Source organism: Actinomyces viscosus (genome assembly GCF_900637975.1).
In the GTDB taxonomy this organism is placed as follows: Bacteria; Actinomycetota; Actinomycetes; order Actinomycetales; family Actinomycetaceae; genus Actinomyces; species Actinomyces viscosus.
Genome location: NZ_LR134477.1, coordinates 2,767,725 through 2,788,441 on the forward strand (window position 1 = coordinate 2,767,725; position 20,717 = coordinate 2,788,441).

The following is a 20,717-nucleotide window of genomic DNA, read 5'->3' on the forward strand; positions in this document are numbered from 1 at the left end:
GCTCAGGCCTCGGCGCGGCCCTGGCGCCAGTAGCCCATGAAGGCCACCGAGCGTCGGTCGATGCCGCGCTCACTGACCAGGTGGCGGCGCATCGTGCGCACCGCGGCCGCCTCCCCGGCGAGCCAGGCGTACAGGCTCGTGCACCTGAGCGCCTCCCCGCCCCTGGCGTGGCGCGGCACGTCCCACAGCAGCTCGCGGTCGACGTCGATCTCCTCGACCTCCTGCGGCACCCCCACCGGGCACAGCTCCGCCGCCGCCCGGCGCACGCCCTCGACAAGCACCTCCCCGTGCGATCGCCCGCCGCGCCCGGCCACCCGCACCTCGATCCCGGGATGCTCGGGCAGGTAGGCGGCATCGTCCTCACTGGGCATCTCGACGACGGCGATGCCCCGGGCGTCGGCCGGCAGGTCCTCCAGGATGCGGGCGATCGCCGGCGCCGCCGTCTCGTCCCCGCCCAGGAGGAAGCACTCGGTCACCTGCGGCGGCACGAAGTCCACGCCTCCGGACTCACCGTCCCACTGGCGGTTCGGGCCCAGCAGCACCGCCGGGGTGCCGGGCCCGGCGGCGTGGATCCAGCGCGAGGCCGGCCCCAGCGGATCGTGCACCACCATGTCCACATCCACCTCGGCCCGGGCTCTGGACGCGCCGCCGGGGTCTGGGGCGTCGTAGCGCACCGAGCGGGTCGTGTAGGTGCGGATCGGGCACCGGTGCTCCTCGGGCAGCCTCAGCAGCCGGCCGTACCAGTCCTCGCCGTCGGGCAGCTGCTCGTATCCCGACGACGGCGCCGGCAGCACCAGCTTGATCCGCTGGTCCCAGCCCGGGTCGGCGAAGTGCGCCAGCTCCTCCCCGACGAAGGTGAAGCGCCGCATCGAGGGCGTCACGTCCCGGATCGCCGCCACGGTGACGGGGAAGAAGCGGAACGGGGAGGTCGGCGAGGCGGAGGGCCTGGCAGGGCTCATGCCGGCGCTCCGGCCTCGCGCACGTGGTGGCGTCCCTTGGGCAGGATGAGGGGCGTGCCCGAGACCGGGTCGGTGATGACGTCGGAGTCCAGGTCGAAGACCGTCGACACCAGCTCGGCGTCGACCACCTCCCGCGGGGGACCGGCGGCCACGACCCTGCCGGCGCGCATGGCGATGATGTGGTCGGCGTAGCGGGCCGAGAGGTTGATGTCGTGCAGGACCATGACCACGGTGGTGCCGCGCTCGCGGTTGAGGTCGGTGAGCAGGTCGAGGACCTCCACCTGGTGGGTGAGGTCCAGGAAGGTCGTGGGCTCGTCCAGCAGCAGCACCGGCGTGCGCTGGGCCAGGGCCATGGCGATCCACACGCGCTGGCGCTGCCCGCCGGAGAGCTCGTCGATGGAGCGGTCGGCCAGCTCGGCCGTGCGGGTCGCCAGCAGCGACTCCTCGACGATCCGGCGGTCCTCGGCGCCCGTGGAGCGGAACATGGACTGGTGCGGGTGGCGCCCGCGTCCCACGAGGTCCGCCACCGCGATCCCCTCGGGGGCGATCGGCTGCTGGGGCAGCAGGCCGAGCCGCGTCGCCAGCCTCCGGGTGGGGATCTGCCCGATGGGCGTCCCGTCGAGCAGGACCTGGCCCTCGACCGGCGCCAGGATCCGGGCCATGGTCTTGAGCAGGGTCGACTTCCCGCAGGCGTTGGCCCCCACGATGACGGTGATCCTGCCGCTGGGGATCGTCACGTCCACGCCGTCGACGACGACGCGCCGGCCGTACCCGGAGCGCAGCCCCTGGGTGGCGAGCTCGGGGACCGCGGGAGGGGTGGAGGTCTCTGCGGATGTCTCTGTGGAGGTCATGCGGAGGCGCCCTGTCTGTTGATGCGGATGAGCTGGCCGATGAGGTAGGGCGCGCCCATGAGGCCGGTGACCACGCCCACGGGCAGGCTGGTGGGCAGCAGGTTGCGGGCCACCAGGTCGCAGCCCAGCACGATGACCGCGCCCATGAGCGCCGCCGGCACCAGGAGGCTGCGGTCGGTCTGCCCGATGAGCCTGGCCACCATCGGCCCGGCCAGGAAGGAGACGAAGGCGATGGGGCCGGTGGCCGCCGTGGCGAAGGCCGACAACGCCACCATCGTGATGACCAGCGCCAGGCGGGTTCGGTCCACCGGCACGCCCAGGCCGGTGGCGGTCTCCTCGCCCAGGGTCAGGGGCCCCAGGTCGCGGCCGACGACGAGCAGGAGGGCCCCGCACACCGCCATCGCCCCGGCCAGGACCGGCACCTGGTTCCAGTCGGCCGAGCCCAGTGAGCCGCTCAGCCAGCGCATGGCGTCGACCGCCTTGTACACGTTGCCCTGGAGCTGGAGGTAGGAGATGAAGGAGGTGAACATCGCCGCCACACCGATGCCGATGAGGATGAGCCGCCCGCCCTGGGTGCGCCCCGATCCCGACAGCAGGTAGATGACGAGCGCCGTCGCCAGGCCGCAGGTGACGGCCAGGACGTTGACGCCGGTGCCCGAGGGCGACCAGTCCAGCACCGTGATGGCGAAGACCGCGGAGGCCGAGGCCCCCGAGGTGATGCCGATGATGTCGGGGCTGGCGAGCTGGTTGCGCAGCATCGTCTGGGAGGTGGTCCCGGCCATCCCGAAGGCCATCCCGGCCAGCAGTCCGATGATCGCCCTCGGCAGGCGCACCTCTCCGACGTCGAAGGAGGCTCCCGGCACGAAGTCGCCGACGATCACCCCGAGCACCTCGTCGGGGCCGTACCAGGTCTCGCCGACCATCACCGTGGTCACCCACAGCGCCGCGACCACCAGGGTCAGGGCGATGGTGACGCCCGCGAAGCGCAGGGTGCGGCGTCGGCGCCCGGCGATGGAGAAGCCGGGCCGCAGCGAGCCGACGGCGGGTGCACTGCCGGCGTCGGCGACGGCGGTGACGTCGCTGATGTCCCGGGCGCTCACAGCTCACGCACCTTCGCACCGCGGGCGATCATGATGAGGATGGGGGCGCCGACGAAGGCGGTCACCACCGCCACCGGCAGAGCGGCCGAGGGCCGGGAGACGATCCGCCCCAGCACGTCGGACAGGGTCAGCAGGTCCGCCCCGCACAGGGCGGACAGCGGCAGCAGCCAGCGGTGGTCGGGGCCGCAGAGCATGCGCACCGTGTGCGGAACCATGAGGCCCACGAACCCGATGGGGCCGACGACGGCCGTGACCGCCGAGCACAGGAGCACGCCGGCGCCCGCCGCCGCCAGGCGCGTGAGGGTGACGTTGACGCCCAGGCCGATCGCCATCTCCTCGCCCAGCGCCAGGGAGTTGAGCGGGCTGGCCACCAGCACCGCCAGGAGCGTCGCCACGGCCAGGAAGGGAGCGATCGTCGTCAGAGAGCCCCAGGTGCCGCGCCCCAGCGAGCCCATCTGCCAGAAGCGGTAGTCGTCGAGACCCTGGGCGAGGGGGAGCATGACGGCGCTGATGACGCAGGACAGGGCCGCACTCATGGCCACGCCCGCCAGGGCGAGCTTGACCGGCGTCGGACCGCCCGGCCCCAGGGAGCCGATGGTGTAGACGAGCACCGCCGTGGCGGCCGCCCCGATGAGCGCGAACCACAGGAACTGGGAGGCCCCCGAGATCCCCAGGAAGGCGACGCCGATGAGGATCGCCAGCGAGGCGCCGGTGTTGACGCCCAGGATCCCGGGGTCGGCGATCGGGTTGCGGGTCACCGCCTGCATGAGGGCGCCCGAGACCCCGAGGGCCGCCCCGGCCACGAGGGCGACGACGGTGCGCGGCACGCGCTCGGCGACCACCAGCGCGCCGATGTCGGAGCGCGAGCCGGTCAGGCCGCCGACGATCTCCCCGAACCCCACGATCCGGGAGCCGAAGGCGATCGAGCACAGGGCGGCGATGACGGCCAGGGCCGTCAGGAGCGCCAGGGCGGCCAGGCACCGGCGCAGTTGCCTGCCGGCGCCGGTGCCCGTAACCGCTTGAGCTGTTGAGGTACTCACTGGGGTGGGGCGCTTGCCGGGGTGCTCACTGGACCTTGTCGGCCGCCGCGGCGATGAGTTCCACGTACTTGTCGATCCCCCACGGGATCGACAGCGGGGTGGGGTTGGCGGAGGCTGCCTGCGGGTCGTTGTCGCCCACGAAGGCGACGGCGCCGTTCTTGATGGCGCGCACCTGGCTCAGGAGGCTGTTGGCCTGCAGGGCGGCCAGGTCGGACTCGGTGCCGTACATGACGATGAGGTCGAAGTCGTTGAGCGAGTCCGCGTTCTCGGCGGAGACGTCCACGTTGAAGGCCGAGGAGCTCTCCTTGGAGACCTTCTCCACGGAGGCCGGCACCGTCATCCCCAGGTCGGACAGGAAGGCGGTACGCGGGTCGGCGGTGGTGTAGAAGCCGAACGTGGTCGCGTCGCCCTCGGCGGTGTAGCAGAAGGCGGCGGCCTTGCCCTTGATCTGCGGGTACTGGGCGACGGCGTCGGCCACCTGCTTCTCCAGGTCGGCCACGAGCTTCTCGCCCTCGGTCTTCTTGCCGACGGCGGTGGCGTCGATCGTGATCGTCTCGCGCCAGGGCGTGCCCCAGGCGATCTTCGGGTAGGCCACGGTGGGGGCGATCTTGCTCAGCTTGTCGTAGTCCTCCTTGGTGATGCCGGAGTAGGCGGCCAGGATGACCTCGGGCTTGGTGGCGCTGATCTCCTCGAAGGGGGTGCCGCCGGTCTCGTCGAAGAGCTTGGGCTGCGCGGCGCCCTTGGAGACCATCTCGTCGACCTTCTCCTTGGTCCAGGGCAGCATGCCGGAGCCGTCGGTCACGCCCCAGTCCTGCTTGGAGAAGCCGACCGGCATGATGCCCAGTGCCAGGAGGACGTCCTGGTTGGCCCACGCCAGGGTGGCGATCTTGGTGGCGCCCTCGGGAACCTCGGTGGTGCCGTAGACGTGCTTGATCGAGATGGTCTTTCCGGAGGCGCCGGATGAGCCGCTCGAACGGCCGCAGGCCGCCAGAAGCGCCGTGGAGGACAGGGCAGCGGTACCCAGGATGAATGACTTGCGGGAGACGGTCACGAAGGCCTCTTCTCTTAAGGGCCGATCAGGAGAGATCGGACGAATATGGCGACGTTAACCGAGGCAAGGCACACCTAACAACAGGGCGGTTGGTGGAGTAGGCCACGCTGACGCCGTGTCAGGTCATCCGGAGGCGGTGGTGAGCGGCTGCTGGCCGGTGGTGCCGGGTGGTGCCGGGCCTGTCAGGGCTGGCGGGCGAGGTCCGCGGCGCCGACGAGCCCGGCCTCCTGGCCGCCCTCCGCCAGGACCACCGGGATGGTGGGACGGTTGCCGCCCGCGGTGAGGTTGGCGGCGAAGGCCTTGCGGGTGGGGGTCAGCAGGATCTCCCCGGCCTCGGCCAGGCCCCCGGCGATGACGATGACCTCGGGGTCCAGCAGCGCGCACATGTCCGCCAGCCCCACCCCCAGCCAGTGGGTGAGCTGCTCGTAGCACTCCAGAGCGGCCGGGTCCCCCTCGCGGGCGGCGGCCGTGACGGCCTTGCCGGAGATGTGCTCCGGGTCGCCGCCGGAGAGCTCGATGATGCGGGCTGCGTACGCGGGGCGGAACTGCGCCAGCTCCCAGCCGTTGACGCCCAGGGCCGTGCCGGCGCTGTAGCGCTCCAGGCACCCGCGCAGGCCGCAGCCGCAGGGGCGCCCGCCGGGAACGACGTTGATGTGCCCGATCTCCCCGCCGAATCCGGCCGCCCCGCGCAGGAGGTGCCCGTCGACGATGATCGCCCCGCCCACGCCGGTGCCGATGGCGACGATGAGGGCGTTGCGCCTGCCCCGGGCCGCCCCGAAACGGGACTCCGCCCAGCCGAAGGCGTTGGCGTCGTTCTCGACGACGACGGGCAGGCCCACGCCGTCGGAGACGACGTCGCCGATCCGCATCCCGGTCCAGTCCAGGTTGGTGCCGTGCGCCATCGTGTTGCGGTCGGAGGAGACGAATCCGGCCGCCCCGATGCCCACGGTGGCCGCCTCCGGGAAGTCCTCGCGCAGGCGGCGCACCACTGTGGTGATCGTGTCGATGATCGCCTGGCGGTTGGCGGCAGGCGAGTCGCGCCGTACCGTCTGAAGGACCTGTCCGGCGTCGTCGACGACGCCGGCCGCGATCTTCGTTCCGCCGACATCCACGCCAATGCTCAGTGCCATGCTCGCGCTCCTTGGTTAAACGACCGTTGTTTACGTTGCCATTCACGTCGCTGACCGTCCAGCGACCGACGGGTTGAGTAGTGGAAGAATAACGTCCCCCGGCCCGCCGTGGTGGTGAGTCGGGGGACGCAGAGCCCGATTGATGCCCGATTGACCGTCGTCAGCGCGTTGCGGCGGACGAGGCGGCCGGCGCCGTGGAGGTCCTGGCGGGTGCGGAGGCTGTTGCTGAGGCCGTTGCCGAGGTCTTGGCCCTGGCGGCCTGGCTGTTGATGACGGCCTTCATGTAGTCGGCGTCCTTGTACCCGCTGATGAAGGTCTCGCCCACGATCATGAACGGGGTGCCCGTGATGCCGATCGAGTGGGCGTGGTTGGTGGCCTCGATGACCGCGGCGACGGTCTCGGGGGCGTTCATGTCGGTGCGGAACTGCTCGATGGCCGCCACCCCGGCCTTGCGGGCGAGGGTGACCAGCGAGTCCTCGGTGTACTCCGGGTGGCCCTGGGGGTCGGCGGCGGCGTAGACGGCGTCGTGGAACTCCCAGAACCTGCCCTGCTTGGCGGCGGCCCGACCGGCCTGGGCGGCCAGGGGCGAGGTGGGGCTGATCTGGGCCAGGTCGCGCCACTCGATGCGCAGGGTTCCCTGGTCCACCAGGTCGGCGAGCTCGGGCTCCACGTTCTGGGCGAACTGGGTGCAGTAGGGGCAGGCGAAGTCGGAGTAGACCACCATGACGACCGGGGCGTCGACCCTGCCCCGGGCCTGGGCGTCGGCGGGGTTGCGGTGGGTCTCGGAGTGGATGAGTTCCAGGGTCTGCTGGTCGGGCACCGGAGGCGCCGGTGTGGGCTCGGGGACGGCTGTGGCCGAGCCGTCGCTGCCGGCCGAGCTGGTGGCGGCGGTGCCCTGACGGTGCCGGGAGGCGACGTTCTGCAGCAGCAGTGCGGCGATGACGACCAGGATGACGGCGATGACCACGAGGACGACCACCGTGGCGCGGTTGCTCCTCGACCGCGTCGGCGTCGGAGAAGGCGACTGAACACTCATGGCAGGGAGTCTGTCAGAGGAGCACCGCCCCGCCGCACGCATCTCACCGTTTTCCGCAAAGACGACGCGTATTCGTGTCCTCTTCGAGGAGGATGCGGGGACCGGCGCGTTTAGCGGAGCGCGGCTCCCGCAGCCAGTCCGAGCCCGACGGCGCCCAGGGTCGCCGCCGTCATGAGGGCGGCATGGATCAGGGCCGGCCCCCACCTGCCCGCCAGCAGCAGCCGCGCCGCCTCGACGCAGGCCGTGGAGAAGGTGGAGTACCCGCCCAGGAACCCGGTCCCCAGGACGGACAGCGCCGCGGCCGCCCGGGACCCGGGATCCGGCGTGCTGCCCGCCCAGCCCACGAGCAGGCCCATGAGGAGGCAGGCCGTCACATTGACGACGACGGTGCCCCAGGGCGCTCGCGCTGACGAGGACTGCCCGGGACGGCGGGGCCCCGGGGCGACCGCCGAGGCGGCTGCACGCATCCGGTTCACCGATCTGTTGACACCGCTGTCCACGCTCCAGCGGCAGGCCGCCCCCACCCCGCCGGCCAGCGCCACAGGGAGCCAGTCGGCCAGCCACGCCACCAGCCCGGCGGCTCCGCTCCCACTCATGGCGCCTCCCGGCGGTGCAGGCGGCCGCCCAGCCACAGTCCGACGGCCGCCGCCGCGAGCCCGGCCGCCATCGACCCCAGGAGGTAGGCGGTGCCGAGGGCCGGGTGGCCGGCTCGCCCACCGGAGGTCAGGAGCCGGTGGCTCTCCAGGATGAAGGTCGAGTGCGTCGTCAGCCCGCCCAGCACCCCCGTGCCCAGGACCAGTCGCAGGCGGGGGTGTCGCTGACCGAGCGCCCCGAGCAGCAGCCCCAGGGCCAGGGCGCCGATGAGGTCGATGGCCAGCGTCGTCGTCGGCAGGTGGCCGGGGGCGGCGGGCCAGGCTCGTTCGAGGGCCGCGCGCGCCAGGGTTCCGGCGCAGCCACCCGCGGCGACCAGCGCCAGCGAGCCGACCACCGACGGACCCCGCCCGCCCTTTGAGGGGAGGACTGGCGCACCGGCCGGCCCGGCAACCGGCGACGTGGGCGGCCTCGGAGCGTGCCCCGGGCCGGACTGGCTCCTGAGGCCGGGTCCGGGCTCGGCCCCAGGCGGTTCGGTCCCAGGCGGTTCGGCCTCCGCCTCAGCCATTGCACTTGGCGATCTGGAAGCCGTTCTTGTTGTAGATGACGGTGTAGCTCGCCCCCTGCTGGGAGTGCTGCTCGCCCCAGGCGGCGGCGTCGGTGGTGTTCCACTGGTTGCCGCCGCCGTTGCGGTTCATGACGACGTACTCCTTGTCGGGGCCGCTCGTTCCCATCCAGGAGACCTCGGCCCGCGGCACCAGGTAGGCCAGCATCGACAGGTCGGTGACCACCGTGGACCCCTCCGGGATGGTGGCGATGACCTCGCGGGCGGTGGCCACCCGCCGCGCCTCGGGGTCCTCCTTCTTCGTCTGCGCGTTGGGCGTGTTGAAGTTCTGGTCGGTGGCCTTCCACAGCGGCAGGTAGGGAGCGGACAGCACGCCGGTGACCACCACGGTCAGGATGCTCGCCGCAGCCACGTAGCGGTGCCGCAGCGGCACCGTGAGCCAGGTGGGGAAGGAGATCGGGCGCCTGCGCGGGCCGGCAGCGCCGCCCTTCCCAGCGGAGCCGGCGTTGCCGGCGGCCTCGGCCCGGGGCTCGGGGACGGCCCGGCCGTCGACCCCCACGTCCCTGACGGGCCGGCCGGCCAGGTAGGCGCCGTGCGCGCGGCGGCGGGCGACGACGTCGAGCAGCGCCCCGATCGCGATGGGCATGAGGGTGACGTTGTAGTGCCAGTTGTCCCACACCCAGTAGAAGTCCACCGACCCCAGGAACCGCCAGGCCAGCGTCGGCAGGACCACCAGCAGCCAGGGCGAGGTCAGCCCGACGACGCCGCTGGTGAGGACCAGCATGACGACGACCTTGGCCTTCTGGACCAGGGCGTCGGGGGCGGTGGGCTTGTTCTCCGAGCTCAGCCCGTAGTCCCAGACCCCGTTGATGTTGAAGGCCGGCAGGAACACGAGGATGGAGAAGAGGAAGGCCGCGACGCCTCCCACGATCATGCCCACGCCCAGCTTGATCCCCCGGGTCCGGTTGCGGGCCTCGTCGGCGCCGCCGGGCTCGCCGACGGTGCAGCTGCGGTACCAGGCCGGGACCATCGAGGTGAGGATGACCGCCACGCCGATCATGAGAACCGTCAGCCCCATGTCCTCCTTGACCAGGACCAGGGGCGCCGACCATGCCGTCACCGCCACCCAGCGCCGCTCCACGAAGGCCACCGAGGCGAAGGCCAGCATCGGCATCGCGAAGGCGATCTCGTGGAACTGCGCCGCCACGGCCCCCTGCATCCCCCACGACAGGACGTAGACGAAGCCCAGCGCGCCGCCCACCCACTGATTCGTCAGCCGGGTGGCCAGACGGGTCAGGGGCCAGGCCGAGACCGCCAGCAGCAGGTCCTGGGTGACGAGCAGGCTCAGGGGCGTGGGGAAGAGCCGCCAGATCGGCCCCAGCAGAATGAGGATCGGGTGGAAGTGGTCACCCAGGAGATTGAAGCCGTCGCCCTTGACCGGCACGATCGGGGCCTGGAGGTGGGCGTAGGCCTTGGCCAGCTCGGAGAAGATCGCCAGGTCCCAGCTGGGCACCTGCTTCATCGTCTGCCACTGGACGACCGAGTAGTAGATCATCACCCAGGCGCCGATGACGACGACGAGCGCGGCCGGAATCGAGTGGCGGATCTGGTCCTTGAGGTTCACGGCGCAGAGCCTACCCGTGTGAATCCGGGATGAACCTGGTACCGCTAGGCTCAATGCGTCACCCACGATCAGGAGACGAGATGTCCCAGACGCCGCAGCCCGCCGAATCCAGCCCGGCGGCCGACTCCTCAGCGCCGCATCAGCGGCCTGACCTCGAAGAACTGGTGGAGCACGACGCCGAGCCGCAGCTCCAGCGCCACCTGACCAACCGTCACGTCCAGCTCATCGCCATCGGCGGGGCGATCGGAACCGGGCTGTTCATGGGCTCGGGAAAGACGATCTCCCTGGCCGGTCCCGGTGTGTTCCTCGTCTATGCCGTCATCGGCGCCGTCCTCTTCCTGGTCATGCGGGCCCTGGGCGAGGTGCTCCTGTCCAACCTGTCCTACAAGTCCTTCGCCGACGTCGCCCACGACCTCATCGGGCCGTGGGCCGGCTTCTTCGTGGGCTGGACCTACTACGTGTGCTGGCTGGTGACGGCCGTGGCCGAGGTCATCGTCATCACCGGCTACGTGGGGTACTGGTGGCCGGACCTGCCGCTGTGGGTCACGCCGGTGGTGACCGTGGCGCTGCTGTTCAGCCTCAACCTCGCCACCGTCAAGGCCTTCGGGGAGATCGAGTTCTGGTTCTCCATCATCAAGATCGTGGCCATCATGGCGCTCGTCGTCGTCGGCATCATCATGGTGCTGCGCGGCTTCACGGCACCCAACGGCGCCCAGGCGCAGCTGGCCAACATCTGGAGCGGTGGCCTGTTCCCCAACGGTCTGAGCGGATTCTTCGGGGCCTTCCAGATCGCCATCTTCGCCTTCGTGGGCACCGAGCTCGTGGGGACCGCCGCCGCCGAGGCCAAGGACCCCGAGGTCACCCTGCCCCGGGCCATCAACGCCATTCCCGTGCGCATCGTCCTGTTCTACCTCGGGGCGCTCGCGGCCATCATGGCGGTCACCCCGTGGCAGGAGATCGACCCCAAGGAGAGCCCCTTCGTGGCCATGTTCGCCCTGGCGGGGCTGGGCGTGGCCGCCAGCGTCGTCAACTTCGTGGTGCTCACGGCCGCGGCGTCGTCGGCCAACTCCGGGGTCTACTCCACCTCCCGGATGCTCTTCGGCCTGTCCTGGGCGGACAACGCCCCTCACGTCTTCCGCAAGCTGACGGCCCGTTCGGTGCCGGGTGTGTCCCTGGCCGTCACCTGCGCCAGTCTGCTCACCTCGATCCCGCTGCTCTACACCTCCAAGTCCATCATCGCGGCCTTCACGACGGTGACCACGGTGGCCAGCGTCCTGTTCATCCTCGTGTGGTGCGTCATTGTCGTGAGCTACCTGCGGTTCCTCACCCTGCGGCCCGAGCTTCACCGCGCCAGCACCTTCCGCCTGCCCGGTGAGCGTGGGGCGGCCTGGCTGTGCCTGGGCTTCTTCGCCTTCGTCATCTGGACCCTCACTCAGGCCCACGACACCCGCATCGCGGTCTTCGCCTCGCCCCTGTGGCTGGTGGTGCTGGGCGTGGCCTGGCTCGTCCACAGCCGCCGGCTCGCCAGGCAGCAGGAGCTCCAGTCGTGAGTGCCGGTGGTGGGTCAGTGACACCGGAGCCGTCGGTCGGGCCGACGTCGTCGGCCTGCCTGGAGGAGCTGCTCGCCCGCGGGGTGACTGCGGTCCGCCAGGCGGCCGCCTTCGCCCTGGACCCGGGTGAGGAGCTGCGCATCGAGGCCAAGGCCCACCGCAACGACCTGGTCACCCAGGTCGATCGCGGCGTCGAGGAGCGCATCGCCGGCCATCTGGAGGCCACGGGCGTCCCCATCCACGGTGAGGAGGCGCACCGTGTCGAGGACTTCGAGACCTACCGCGGGCGGGCCTGGGTGCTCGACCCCATCGACGGGACCCTCAACTACGTGGCCACCCACCGCGACTGGGCCATTTCCCTGGCGCTGGTCGACGACGGCGTGCCCACGCTCGCCGTCCTCGCCGACCCCGTGGCGGGCCGGCTCTACACGGCCATCCGCGGGCGGGGCGCATGGGTGCAGCCGCTTCTGGCGGGGTCGGCGGGCACCGACGACGCGGCGCTGCGGGCCCTGGAGCGGCTGGAGGACCTGCCCCTGAGTGAGGGCATGCTCATCACCCACTACCAGCTCACGCAGGATGCGGGCATCGGCCAGGCCATCGAGGCCTCGCGCGGCATGCGCTGCTACGGGGCGGCCGCCCTGGAGATGGCGGAGGTGGCCGCGGGCGGCGCGGTCGCCTATGCCCAGCCGCGGCTCCAGCCCTGGGACGTCGCGGCCGGTGCGCTGCTGTGCACCGAGACCGGCGCGGTCCTGACCCGGATGGACGGGGCGCCCTTCGACGTGCGCCGCGCCGGCTCGCTCCTCGTGGGCACCCCGACCGCCCACGCCGAGGTGCTGGGGCACCTGCGCGCCGTCGGGGCCTGAGGCTCGCTGCGGCGGGCCAGGTGCTTGCCTTCGTGCGGTCGTGCAGCCGGATGAGCACTGCGCACAGGTGGTCGCCCCGGTGTTAATCTGTGTGGCGGTCGTTTAGGTCTGGGGGCGCGTGCCACCACCCGGGAACCCTCGCGAAAGGTGCGCCATGTGAGGCAGACACTCGTTTTGCTGCTGATCTGCACCGCCAGCTTCATGAACGTCCTGGACGTCACGGTCGTCTCCGTCGCGCTGCCTGACATGGGGGCCGCGCTGGGGGCGTCGCTGAGCGAGCTCCAGTGGGTGGTCAACGCCTACACCCTGCCGCTGGGGACACTCCTCATGTCGGCGGCGACGCTGAGCGGATCGGTCGGGCGGCTGCGCCTCTTCCGCTGGGGCGTTGTCCTGTTCACGGCCGGCTCCCTGGTCTGCGCGCTGGCACCGTCGGTCGGTGTCCTGGACTGGAGCCGCTTCATTCAGGGGGTCGGTGGCGCGATCTTCCTGGGCGTCGGCGTCCCCATGATCTCGGACCGCTACCAGGCCGGCCCCGCCCGGGCGCGGGCGATCGGTGTCTACGGCGCGGTCTCCGGTGCGGCGATCGCCCTGGGACCGCTCCTTGGCGGAGGGCTCGTGCTGATGGCGGGCTGGCGCTCGATCTTCTGGGTCAACGTCCCGGTGGGCCTGGCGGTCTGGCTCGGATCGCGCTGGGTTCCCGAGGTCGGCGCGGACCGGGGCGGCGCCGCGGGCAAGGCGGCATCCAGGAAGGTCGACTGGCCGGGCACGGTGCTGTGCGTCGCCATGACGGGGGCGCTCACACTGGCGCTCCTCCAGGGCAACACGTGGGGATGGGCCTCGCCCGTGATCGTCTCCCTGCTGGCCGGCTCGGCGGTGCTGCTCGCCGCGTTCTGCCTCGTCGAGAGACGATCGGCCAGCCCCATGGTCGACGTCTCGATCCTCACCGAACCCACCTACGCCGGCAGCGTCCTGGTCGGCTTCATCATCCAGGCGGCCCTCATCGGGCCAATGGCCTTCCTGTCCCTGTACGCGCAGAACATCTACCGGCTCACCCCCGCCCAGACCGGACTGTGCTTCCTGCCCTTCAGCGCCTCCGCCCTCATCGTGGCCGCCACCTGCGGGGGAGCGGTCAGACGCCACGGAGCCAGGGCGAGCCTGCTGGGAATCGTGCTGGGCGGCGTCGTCGGCTCCTGCCTGCTCATGCTCCTGCGCGGTTCGAGTACCTGGCTGGTCCTCATTCCCGGGCTCGTCCTGGCGGGGGCCGCCACCGGGGCCACCGGGACGATCGTCAACCAGCTGGCGGTCTCCTCGGCCGATGAGGACACCGCGGGGATGACCTCAGGATTCTCCGCCTCCGCTCGGCAGCTCGGCATCGTCATGGGGGTCGCGGTCATGGGTGTGAGCTATGAGCGCGTCATCCGGAGCGTGATGACGATGGCCCCGCAGATCGGTGTCCTGGGGCGGACTGCGGATCGGGAGCGTCTCATCTCCCTGGTGGCCTCCGGCAAGGGGCTGCGGGCCCTGGACGGATGGCCCACCGCCACGCCGGCAGGGATGCGCTCCCACCTGGCACCGCTGGTCCGCTCCGCCACGGATGCGGGGCTCAGCGTCAGCCTGGGGGTGGGGGCCGCGGTGATGCTCGCCATCGCGATCCACCTGGCCCTGACCGTCCCCGGACGGCGCCAGAAGCGAGAGGTCTCGCACCTGTTCGCCTCGTGATCGTGCTCCCGCGCTGTCGAGGGTTATGCCTCGAGGTCGAGGGTTCAGGGTACGACCGCGTGACTTACCCGACGAACACGCCGGGCATATGGGGGACACAGGTGGCCTTCGTAAGATGCCGCGCATGACAAGAACACTAAGGCGGCGTCCGGTCGATTCAGGGCGCGCCAGCGCGGCGCAGACGTCCGCGCAGTCCTCGATGACAGGCGGCGCACCGCGCCGTCGTCGCACGGGCATCAGTGCCCTGGCGGTCCTCGTCGGCGGATGCCTAAGCGCCTGCGGGACGGGACTGGCCCCCGCAGCGGGCGGCTCGGCCACCGTCGCGGGCCCGATTCCCTCCGGCCTGGAGTCCTTCTACCGCCAGGCCGTCACCTGGTACCCCTGCGCCGCCACCGACGGCGTGGAGAAGGCCTCCGAGAAGACCGCCCAGGCGAGCGCCTCCACGACGGCCGCAACGGCCTCGGCGCAGGCCACCGCCACCCCGAGCTCCGACGGCGCGACCGGGATGGCCGGCTCCTCCGAGGAGGAGACCGACACGGCCACCTTCAGCTGCGCCGTCATCACCGTCCCCCTGGACTACGCCAATCCCAAGGGCGAGACCATCTCGATCGCCGTGAAGAAGCGCGCCGCCACCGGTGGCCACGCCCAGGGAGCTCTGTTCATCAACCCCGGTGGTCCCGGCGACTCCGGGGTCTCCTTCGCCGAGCGGGCGGGCAACGCCTTCAGTCCCGATCTGCTCGAGGCCTACGACATCATCGGCTTCGACCCGCGCGGGGTCGGCTCCTCCACGGCCATCACCTGCTCCAGCGACGACGACTCATCCTCCGGCACCGCTGAGCCCTCCGCCTCGGCTGGGGCCACGGCCTCGCCGTCGGCTTCGGGCACGCCGTCGGCAGGCACTGAGCCCTCCGCGGAGGCCTCCGCCGAGGCCGCTTCGGACGGCGACTCCTACGAGGAGTGGGCGGAGTCGACCCGGCAGTCCTTCCAGGAGCTGACCGAGAAGTGCGCCGCCAACACCGAGCCCGCCGCCCTGCTCGACCACGTCGACACCGTCTCCGCAGCCCGGGACCTCGACATCCTGCGGGCGGTGGCCGGCCAGGAGAAGCTGAACTACCTGGGCTTCTCCTACGGCACCTACCTCGCCACCGTCTACGCCGAGACCTTCCCCGGCAACACGGGGCGCATGGTGCTCGACGGCGCCATCGACCCCTCTCTGTCCTTCGCCGAGCAGGGACTGGGGCAGGCCAAGGGCTTCGAGCAGGCGCTGCGCACCTACGTGGACTACTGCCAGAAGTCCACCGGCTGCCCGCTGAGCGGGGGCACCGACGCCGGAGTCCAGCAGATCCGCGACCTCATCACCTCCGCCAACAGCACGCCCCTGGCGACCGGTGACCCGAACCGCACCGTGACCGGCGCGGACATCGTCACCGCCCTGAGCGAGTACCTCTACACCACCGAGCAGAACTGGGAGCCCCTGAACAAGGCCCTCGACCAGGCCATCAACCACCGCGACGGCTCAGCCTTCGTGGCCTCCGAGGAGCAGGACACCTCCTCGAAGGATGACGGCGGCGGAGCCTTCCAGGCCGTCACCTGCCTGGACTACCCGGTGGAGGGCGACAAGACGACCTGGGCCGCGCAGTACGAGCAGGCCCGGCGTGAGGCCCCGGTCTTCGGGAACACCGCGGTCGGGATGGACCTGGTGTGTAGCGTGTGGGGGCACAACGGGACCCGCAAGCCCACGCAGATCCATGCCCGCGGGGCTGCGCCGATCCTCGTGGTGGGAACCACCGGGGACCCGGCCACCCCGTACGCCTGGTCGAAGTCCCTGGCCGAGCAGCTCGACTCCGGCCAGCTGCTGACCTGGGAGGGCAATGGGCACACCGCCTACGGCGGCGACGCCTCCTGCGTCAACGACGCCGTCGACGCCTACCTGGTCTCCGGCACCATGCCCAAGAAGGGCCTGACCTGCCACGGCAACGAGTAGGCGTGTAGCCAACGAGTCAGCGGGCGGGCCGAGGTGCACTCGGCCCGCCCGCTGGTGTCACTGAGGGTGTGCGTTCGACGACCGGGGCTGCGCAGGGGCGACCTGCCGGGAGGAACGCGCGGCGGCTCAGGCGGCGGGGGCGATCTGGGTGGTGAAGTCCTCCTTGCCCTGGTTGTCAGTGATGACAGCGGTGACGGAGACCTGCTCATCGGCGGGCACGGTGGCGGTGGCCTGGGCCCCGGTGAGGATCTCCTCGGAGCCGTCAGCGCGCTGGATGTACCAGTCGATGTTTGTGATCGTGCCGTCGGAGTCGGTGGAGGCCGAGGCGTCCAGGGCCAGCTGGTCGCCATTGCGGGCAAGGGTGAAGGAACCTGCGGGGCGCGTGTTGTCCACCTGCGCCTGTGCGGCGGCGGGCAGCTCCTGCGCGGCGGCCGGCTGCTCCTTCAGGACGCCCATGATGGAGCCGGCGATGGCTTTGTGGCCGGCGGCGTTGGGGTGGAAGCGTCCGTCGTTGATGAGGCCGTCGAACCAGGAGGACTGCTTGCCACACAGCTCGTGTCCGGCGAAGGAACCGGAGGGGTCGGCGAACCGGTAGCCGTGGCGCTGGGCCGCGGCCTTGGCGGCGGCGTTGATCTCGTTGGTCTTGGCGTTGATCCAGCGCTGATCCACCTTGGTGACGCCTTCGCAGCGCCCCGGTACCGGGAGGACCTGACCGGCTCCCTGCGGGGTGAACATGCGCGGGTAGCCGACGGCGACGACGGTTGCGCCCGGGGCGCGGGAGGCGATGTCGGCCACGAGCGTGTCATAGCTGGTGATGCCCGCGCGGGTGGTCTTGCCGGCCAGGGCGCTGATGGCGCCGTCAACCTGCTCGGAGACCTCCTTGTTGCCGGAGCAGGTGGTGAAGGGGGCGGCGGTGATGCACTTGGAGAAGAGTGTGGAGAAGCCGGCGTCGTTGCCGCCGATGGAGAAGGTGACCAGGCTCGTGGAGGCGTTCAGGTGGTTGAGCTGGGCGGCTTCCTTCCCGGGCTGGTAGAAGTCCTTGGTGCGGGCCCCTGCGCAGGCGCCGAAGTCGAGTGTCTTGCCGGTCTGGCCGGCCACTTGGTGGGCGTAGGCGCCCGCGGCCCGTTTGCACCCGTTACCGCCTTGGACATCCGTGCCACTGGCGTAGGGCGGTGCCCCGACTCCGGAGGCGTAGGAGTCGCCCAGGGCCACGTAGGTGTTCCCTTGGGGGGCGGAGTGGGCGGGTGAGCCGCCGCCGATGGTCCAGGCCAGGGCTGCGACAGAGGCCAGCGTGCTCAGCCGGATGAGGCAGCGACGACGCCTCCGACTGGCCCGGGCTGTTTCATGCAGCGCTGTCCGGGGTGTGGGGGAAGAGGGGGAGTGGTCGAGCATGCTGCCTCCGGTGAGTCTGTCGGTTGTGTGAAATGATTGAGAATCGAGAGCTTGACTGCGGATGAATGCGTGCGGGAGCAAGCCTATGCCGGTGAGAGGGTGTGTCAGGCGGTTTTCACGGAGCGGACGATGACTATCCGGTGCCGGGTGAGAATGGGGTGCGGCTCGGAGTACTGAAAGGTCAAGCGCATGCTGTGACGTTTGATGGCCTCGGCGAGCCAGGCGGGAGTCACGAGGTGAAGGGTGAGGGTGGACCAGTGCCCGGCCTGCCGCATGGTGACGGTCCGCAGCCCGGATGCCGGGTCGGCGTTCTCCGTGATGAGGCAGCCATCGGGAAGCCGCCAGGTCTCCGACAGTAATCCGTTGCCGACGACGTGCTGGGCGGAGACGATCAGCTGACCATCGGGGGGAAGGAGGTCGGCCGCGTGCTCGATGAGCTGTTCACGCTCCTTGTCCGTCGGTTCGGTGATCGTGCCGGCCGGCAGCAGAATGCTGGTGACGCCGTCAGCGAGGCCGTGGGAGGAGTCGTCTGTCCTGAGTAGCCAGTCGCGGCTCGCGGTTTTGATGGGGGAGACCTGCGCCGCGGGCGTCTGCTGGGAGGCGGGGTCCGTGCGCAGCTCGACGGCGTCCTGAGGGGAGGTGTCGATGGCGAGGGTCGTGCCCTGGGAGTCGGCGATGAGCCGGCGGAGGGTTGCCGCCTCGGCCGTGTCGGCGGCGATCAGTGCGCAGTATGAGGAGGCGCTCAGGAGCGGTTGAGGCGTGGAGGGGGTGGGGGAGTCGGTCATCGGTCACCTCCTGGGGGTGTCGTGGTGCTGCCGGGGTGCTCGTGCGGGTCGAATGCCTGGGGCTCTTTCCCTTATTTCATCGGCATGCGTATCGCGAGGGGATCCTCCGATCGGGTCAGTGGGCCGAAGGAGGGGGGACGGCAAGGGCGGCCCTCACCCGCGTTGGGGTCAGGGCCGCCGCTAGGTCTTTAAGACCAGTAGGGTTTCTTCTCGCCCACAATCTTGAAGGGAAGCAGTGCGGCGAAGGAGGCGAAGGAGAAGGTGAACAAGACGAGGGGCCTTTCAGAAGCAGTGGTTGATGATGGCTCTAGCCTCGCCTGCTCCAGTGGGGGATTCATCGGCTCCTCGACTCAGTCGATGGGTGGAGACCTCGCCTCGAGGAGGGCTGAGGGGATACTCGGCCTCACCGGTTCGTCGGAGTCCGATGCGTCGCTCAGCTGACCAGGCCGTGCTGCATGGCGAAGACGGCGGCTCCGACCCGGTCCGGGACGCCGAGCTTGGCGATGATGGCAGACACGTGCGACTTGATGGTGGCCTCGCTCAGGTTCAGCCGGTTGGCGATCTGCTTGTTGGTCAGGGCCTCGCTGATGAGTGCCAGGACCTCCAGCTCGCGGGCGGACAGGGTGACGCCGAAGGGGAGGGGGGAGGCCTCCTTTCTGCTGAAGGAGGGCGGGGTGGTGCTCCCGGAGCCGGGCGAGGTGGGTTGAAGGCGCTCGCTGAGCACTGCCGAGGACTTAGGGGTGAGGACGATGTTGCCCGCCACCGCCTGCTTGATGGCGCCGGCCAGGGCGTCGACGTCGTCCTCCTTGGCCACGAAGCCGCGGACACCGGCGGCGAAGGCCTCGTTCGAGATCGAGTCGGCGATGAGCGTGCTCAGGATGATGATGGCCAGCTCGGGGTTCTCCTCATGGAGGGTCTTCGCCAGCGTGAGGCCGTCGAGCCGGGGCATCTGGACGTCGAGGAGGACGGCCTGGACCGGCTCCGTCTCGGTGGAGTGGATCAGGTCCAGGGCCTCCTGGCCGTCCTGAGCCGTCCAGGCCACGGAGATGCCCTCCTCGGTGGAGAGCAGTCGGGCCAGGGTGCGGCGTACCAAGGGGTCGTCGTCGGCGATACCGATGCGGATCATGGCAGTTCCTCCAAGGGGGCAGGGCTCGTGGTCGGCAGGGAGGGCACGGTGGCGGAGACCATCCAGGTCATATTCTCCTCCATGGTCTCCAGCGTGCCTCCGATAGCGGTGACGCGTTCGCGCATGCCGAGGATTCCGGCGCCGGATGAGGGCAGATCGTGCGTCGCGGAAACCCCGTTGGTCATCACCAGGTGCACCTTGCTCTCGCTCTGGATGAGGGAGGCGGTCACCGGGCGGCGCGGGTCGCCATGACGCAGGACGTTGGCCCCCATCTCACGGCAGACCCGGGACAGGGTGGTGGCCTGGAGACGGCTGCAGGGCGCCGTGGCGGTGCACTGGAAGGTGACGGAGAACCCGGAGGCGGAGAGGTCGTCGACGATGGCCCGCACGGCGCCCTCCAGATCCGTGGTCACCGTGCCCAGTCCGCCCTCGGCGCTGTCGTCGTCGCTGTCGTTGCGGCGCAGGGCGCGCAGAATGAGGCGGAGCTCGTGGAGCGCGTCAGCGGCGGTGGCCTCGATGGCGGCGAACTCCTCGCGAGCACGGTCGGGGGAGAGCTCCTTGCTGGCGGCCAGCTTGGCCCGTAGGGCCGTCTGGGACATGGAGTAGGCGACGAGATCGTGCATCTCCCGGGCCACCTCGTTGCGGATGGCCTCCAGCTGCCCGGACACCGCGGAGACCTCGCTGCGCCAGGAGTTCACGGTGACGCGGACCAGGAGTCCTGCTGGAAGTGCAATAACGAGGTCAAACAGCATGGAAGCGAAGTACGCGCCGTCCCCGGTGGCTAGCAGCACGATGACGGGTGGGGTGAGGGCGAGGGAGGCAGCGAGCCTCAGGGGGAGAAAGCGGCCCATGAGGAAGGCGGAGACGGCGTTGGTGATGGCCAGGTCCCCGGTCTCAGCGACAGGGGCGAAGGCGAGTGCTATCCACACGATGAGGTAGCCGATCGATCCGAGGCGGGGGCGCAGGGGCGTCACCGTCGTTGTCAGGAGCGCCAGCGTCAGGAAGACGATCCGCTCCGGAACGACCGAGCCCCGCAGAGTCAGCATGAGGATGAGGTTCGCCGTCCCGAAGACCACCGCTACCGCGACGTACAGCCAGGGCTGAGCTGATGCGTACTGCCAGTCCTCCGAGGACGGCCATGAAAGCCGCGTTTGTCTGATGTTCCTATCAGTCTTATTCCCTCGGAGCACATATTTATTGTTGGTGGAGGTAACGAAGAAATCAAGGTGGCGGAAACCTCAAAGAATGGGGTGAGGGAAGGGGTGAGTGTCAGGTGTCACGAGCTCCTGCCCCAGTGCGCTCTCATCCGTCACCAGGGGCGTGAGCGCTGGGTTCTCCGCACGCCCGGCAT

18 protein-coding genes are annotated in these 20,717 nt (G+C 70.5%); 4 read left to right on the plus strand and 14 right to left on the minus strand.

The genetic code is table 11. The features are described 5' to 3' along the window. Nucleotides 1-2 precede the first annotated feature (2 nt). The 10 genes from EL340_RS11785 to EL340_RS11830 form a co-directional block, all read right to left on the minus strand. On the minus strand, nucleotides 3-959 hold the full coding sequence (locus EL340_RS11785) for a siderophore-interacting protein (protein WP_126414717.1): 957 nt from the start codon (nucleotides 957-959) through the stop codon (nucleotides 3-5). Then, nucleotides 956-1,810, minus strand: a complete 855-nt coding sequence (locus EL340_RS11790; protein ID WP_126414718.1) for an ABC transporter ATP-binding protein — start codon at nucleotides 1,808-1,810, stop codon at nucleotides 956-958. Before EL340_RS11790 ends, EL340_RS11785 begins: the two co-directional genes overlap by 4 nt. Continuing rightward, nucleotides 1,807-2,910 carry a FecCD family ABC transporter permease gene (locus EL340_RS11795; protein ID WP_232023051.1) on the minus strand — a complete coding sequence of 368 codons (1,104 nt, stop codon included), beginning with the start codon at nucleotides 2,908-2,910 and terminating at the stop codon, nucleotides 1,807-1,809. Before EL340_RS11795 ends, EL340_RS11790 begins: the two co-directional genes overlap by 4 nt. Continuing rightward, entirely contained in the window at nucleotides 2,907-3,950 is a 1,044-nt protein-coding gene (locus EL340_RS11800) for a FecCD family ABC transporter permease (RefSeq protein ID WP_232023052.1), read from the minus strand. The genes EL340_RS11795 and EL340_RS11800 overlap by 4 nt, the downstream gene beginning before the upstream one ends. Nucleotides 3,951-3,975: 25 nt before the next feature. Continuing rightward, nucleotides 3,976-5,001, minus strand: coding sequence for an iron-siderophore ABC transporter substrate-binding protein (locus EL340_RS11805; RefSeq protein ID WP_126414719.1), 1,026 nt, complete (start codon nucleotides 4,999-5,001; stop codon nucleotides 3,976-3,978). Between the two features lie 182 nt (nucleotides 5,002-5,183). Next, nucleotides 5,184-6,131: an ROK family glucokinase gene (locus tag EL340_RS11810; protein WP_126414720.1), complete on the minus strand. Its 948-nt coding sequence runs from the start codon at nucleotides 6,129-6,131 to the stop codon at nucleotides 5,184-5,186. Nucleotides 6,132-6,291: 160 nt separating this feature from the next. Further along, nucleotides 6,292-7,167, minus strand: coding sequence for a DsbA family protein (locus EL340_RS11815; RefSeq protein WP_126414721.1), 876 nt, complete (start codon nucleotides 7,165-7,167; stop codon nucleotides 6,292-6,294). A 110-nt stretch (nucleotides 7,168-7,277) separates the two neighbouring features. Next, entirely contained in the window at nucleotides 7,278-7,763 is a 486-nt protein-coding gene (locus tag EL340_RS11820) for a fluoride efflux transporter FluC (RefSeq protein ID WP_126414722.1), read from the minus strand. Beyond that, entirely contained in the window at nucleotides 7,760-8,155 is a 396-nt protein-coding gene (locus EL340_RS11825; protein ID WP_197722306.1) for a fluoride efflux transporter FluC, read from the minus strand. Before EL340_RS11825 ends, EL340_RS11820 begins: the two co-directional genes overlap by 4 nt. Before the next feature lie 163 nt (nucleotides 8,156-8,318). Continuing rightward, a complete protein-coding gene (locus EL340_RS11830; RefSeq protein WP_126414724.1) occupies nucleotides 8,319-9,947 on the minus strand; it encodes a DUF2079 domain-containing protein in 1,629 nt (542 codons plus the stop codon). An 80-nt stretch (nucleotides 9,948-10,027) separates the two neighbouring features. Between EL340_RS11830 and EL340_RS11835 the strand changes: the two genes are divergently transcribed. The 4 genes from EL340_RS11835 (at nucleotide 10,028) to EL340_RS11850 (ending at nucleotide 16,063) form a co-directional block, all read left to right on the plus strand. Further along, nucleotides 10,028-11,497, plus strand: a complete 1,470-nt coding sequence (locus EL340_RS11835; RefSeq protein WP_197722307.1) for an amino acid permease — start codon at nucleotides 10,028-10,030, stop codon at nucleotides 11,495-11,497. Next, nucleotides 11,494-12,360 carry an inositol monophosphatase family protein gene (locus EL340_RS11840; protein ID WP_126414725.1) on the plus strand — a complete coding sequence of 289 codons (867 nt, stop codon included), beginning with the start codon at nucleotides 11,494-11,496 and terminating at the stop codon, nucleotides 12,358-12,360. The genes EL340_RS11835 and EL340_RS11840 overlap by 4 nt, the downstream gene beginning before the upstream one ends. A 156-nt stretch (nucleotides 12,361-12,516) precedes the next feature. Beyond that, complete coding sequence (locus EL340_RS11845; protein WP_126414726.1) at nucleotides 12,517-14,079, plus strand: MFS transporter; 1,563 nt, start codon at nucleotides 12,517-12,519, stop codon at nucleotides 14,077-14,079. A 115-nt stretch (nucleotides 14,080-14,194) separates the two neighbouring features. After that, on the plus strand, nucleotides 14,195-16,063 hold the full coding sequence (locus EL340_RS11850) for an alpha/beta hydrolase (protein ID WP_126414727.1): 1,869 nt from the start codon (nucleotides 14,195-14,197) through the stop codon (nucleotides 16,061-16,063). A 126-nt stretch (nucleotides 16,064-16,189) separates the two neighbouring features. Here EL340_RS11850 and EL340_RS11855 read toward each other — a convergent pair whose 3' ends face one another. The 4 genes from EL340_RS11855 to EL340_RS11870 all read right to left on the minus strand — a co-directional run bounded on the left by EL340_RS11855 (nucleotide 16,190) and on the right by EL340_RS11870 (nucleotide 20,412). Beyond that, nucleotides 16,190-17,455 carry an SGNH/GDSL hydrolase family protein gene (locus EL340_RS11855; protein WP_126414728.1) on the minus strand — a complete coding sequence of 422 codons (1,266 nt, stop codon included), beginning with the start codon at nucleotides 17,453-17,455 and terminating at the stop codon, nucleotides 16,190-16,192. A 104-nt stretch (nucleotides 17,456-17,559) separates the two neighbouring features. Then, on the minus strand, nucleotides 17,560-18,240 hold the full coding sequence (locus EL340_RS11860) for a hypothetical protein (RefSeq protein ID WP_126414729.1): 681 nt from the start codon (nucleotides 18,238-18,240) through the stop codon (nucleotides 17,560-17,562). A gap of 433 nt (nucleotides 18,241-18,673) precedes the next feature. Continuing rightward, nucleotides 18,674-19,366: a response regulator transcription factor gene (locus tag EL340_RS11865; protein WP_101559211.1), complete on the minus strand. Its 693-nt coding sequence runs from the start codon at nucleotides 19,364-19,366 to the stop codon at nucleotides 18,674-18,676. Further along, on the minus strand, nucleotides 19,363-20,412 hold the full coding sequence (locus tag EL340_RS11870; protein WP_232023053.1) for a sensor histidine kinase: 1,050 nt from the start codon (nucleotides 20,410-20,412) through the stop codon (nucleotides 19,363-19,365). Before EL340_RS11870 ends, EL340_RS11865 begins: the two co-directional genes overlap by 4 nt. Nucleotides 20,413-20,717 lie beyond the last annotated feature (305 nt).

What these genes read in the sequence shown, in the direction of transcription:
- EL340_RS11785 (WP_126414717.1), bottom strand. Translation starts at nt 959, where the DNA reads ATGAGCCCTGCCAGGCCCTCCGCCTCGCCGACCTCCCCGTTCCGCTTC.
- EL340_RS11790 (WP_126414718.1), bottom strand. Translation starts at nt 1,810, where the DNA reads ATGACCTCCACAGAGACATCCGCAGAGACCTCCACCCCTCCCGCGGTC.
- EL340_RS11810 (WP_126414720.1), bottom strand. Translation starts at nt 6,131, where the DNA reads ATGGCACTGAGCATTGGCGTGGATGTCGGCGGAACGAAGATCGCGGCC.
- EL340_RS11815 (WP_126414721.1), bottom strand. Translation starts at nt 7,167, where the DNA reads ATGAGTGTTCAGTCGCCTTCTCCGACGCCGACGCGGTCGAGGAGCAAC.
- EL340_RS11820 (WP_126414722.1), bottom strand. Translation starts at nt 7,763, where the DNA reads ATGAGTGGGAGCGGAGCCGCCGGGCTGGTGGCGTGGCTGGCCGACTGG.
- EL340_RS11835 (WP_197722307.1), top strand. Translation starts at nt 10,028, where the DNA reads ATGTCCCAGACGCCGCAGCCCGCCGAATCCAGCCCGGCGGCCGACTCC.
- EL340_RS11850 (WP_126414727.1), top strand. Translation starts at nt 14,195, where the DNA reads ATGCCGCGCATGACAAGAACACTAAGGCGGCGTCCGGTCGATTCAGGG.
- EL340_RS11855 (WP_126414728.1), bottom strand. Translation starts at nt 17,455, where the DNA reads ATGCTCGACCACTCCCCCTCTTCCCCCACACCCCGGACAGCGCTGCAT.
- EL340_RS11860 (WP_126414729.1), bottom strand. Translation starts at nt 18,240, where the DNA reads ATGACCGACTCCCCCACCCCCTCCACGCCTCAACCGCTCCTGAGCGCC.
- EL340_RS11865 (WP_101559211.1), bottom strand. Translation starts at nt 19,366, where the DNA reads ATGATCCGCATCGGTATCGCCGACGACGACCCCTTGGTACGCCGCACC.
- EL340_RS11870 (WP_232023053.1), bottom strand. Translation starts at nt 20,412, where the DNA reads ATGCTGACTCTGCGGGGCTCGGTCGTTCCGGAGCGGATCGTCTTCCTG.